Origin of the sequence: Synechococcus sp. H55.9, assembly GCF_047462355.1 — a bacterium.
Classification (GTDB): Bacteria; Cyanobacteriota; Cyanobacteriia; order Thermostichales; family Thermostichaceae; genus Thermostichus.
This window is the reverse complement of sequence record NZ_JANSJB010000177.1, coordinates 1-1,477: the sequence shown is the minus strand read 5'-3', so window position 1 is coordinate 1,477 and position 1,477 is coordinate 1. Positions and strand designations below refer to the sequence as shown.

The 1,477-nt window shown below is 57.4% G+C and carries 2 protein-coding genes; both read left to right on the top strand.

What is annotated here, in order from left to right; all coding sequences use genetic code 11:
* Positions 1–136 precede the first annotated feature (136 nt).
* Positions 137–916 carry a cysteine hydrolase family protein gene (locus tag NW857_RS12920; protein ID WP_414333032.1) on the top strand — a complete coding sequence of 260 codons (780 nt, stop codon included), beginning with the start codon at positions 137–139 and terminating at the stop codon, positions 914–916.
* Positions 917–960: 44 nt separating this feature from the next.
* The gene (locus tag NW857_RS12915) at positions 961–1,413 is read left to right on the top strand and encodes a cupin domain-containing protein (RefSeq protein WP_414333033.1); all 453 of its coding nucleotides are present in this window, start codon (positions 961–963) and stop codon (positions 1,411–1,413) included.
* Positions 1,414–1,477: the final 64 nt, after the last annotated feature.

Below are 1,477 nucleotides of genomic sequence, written 5' to 3'. Positions count from 1 at the left end.
ATCGACTAACCGGGCGGGATCCCGCGCGTCAACAAGGTGAGAGACTGTAGCCTATGATTCCAAAGTAAGCTCCGTCGTGCATTAAGGTTAAGCGCAGGTAGGTAGGTACTTGCCCTGACCCGTGAGCGGAGAGCCGATGAGCCCCCCAAGCCGCCCCTTAAAGACTTTGGGGATCCCTCCCAATGCCTGGGCTGTGAACGCCGCAATGGCCGACATCACCCGCCCGCCTTTAGAGCCTCGGCCCATCCTGCTGCCTACCTCCAGCAAAACCCTGCGCCTGGATCTGGCCAAAGCGGCGCTGCTGGTCATTGACATGCAAAACGACTTTTGCCACCCCGACGGGTGGCTGGCCAGCATTGGCGTCGATGTTACACCGGCGCGAGCTCCCATTGGCCCCCTGAAAACTCTATTGCCCCGCCTGCGGCAGGCCCAGGTGCCGATCGTGTGGGTCAACTGGGGCAATCGGCCCGACCTGCTCAACATCAGCGCCGGCCTGCGACACGTCTACAATCCCACCGGAGAGGGGGTAGGGCTGGGGGATCCCTTGCCCAAAAATAGGTCTTTGGTTCTCACCCGTGGCAGTTGGGGCGCGGCTGTGGTGGAGGAATTGGAAGTCAAACCCGAGGATATCTGGGTGGATAAGTTCCGCATGAGCGGCTTTTGGGACACTCCTCTCGACAGCATTCTCAAAAATCTCGGACGTACTACCCTCTTTTTTGCCGGCGTGAACATCGATCAGTGTGTTATGACCACGCTGCAAGACGCCAATTTCCTCGGCTACGACTGTATTTTGCTGGAAGACTGCGCCGCCACCACCTCTCCTGAGTACTGTCTGCTGGCCACCCTTTACAACGTCAAGCAGTGCTTTGGCTTTGTTGCTTCCTCTGCTGATTTGCTGGCAGCTCTCCCCTCTTAGCGCTTGCCACTTTCCACCCACCCTCTCTTGAGGGGAGGATCCCGATGCAAACGCTCTCCCGCTGTGTGATCCCAATCGTCAAAACTCCTGCCGATTATCAGGCCTATCGCATCAGCCCCCACGACACCAATCGTCTGGCCATTGTGTTCGATCCTTCTCATGCTCAAGTCTCGCTAACGTTCTGTGTCGAGATTTTCGATGAGGGAGGCAGAACGCCCCCCAATCGCCATCAAATGGCTGTGGAAATGTTTTTCGTGCTCAAGGGGGAAGGTTTAGCTATTTGCGATGGGAAAGCGGCCCCCATCAAAACCGGAGACAGCATCCTGGTGCCGCCGACCGGTGTCCACGAAATCCACAACACCGGCCCTGGCCGTCTCTACGCCCTCTGTATGATGGTGCCCAACGAAGATTTTGCCGAGCTGATCCGATCCGGGATCCCTGCTGACTTGGACGAAGAGGATCTGGCAGTTTTATCTGGGGGCTGGAGAAGGGCTTGAGCCTCAAGTACTCCTGGAGACTTGGGCCTATTCCAACAGCGGTTCTTACCCCTTCTGTCTATCC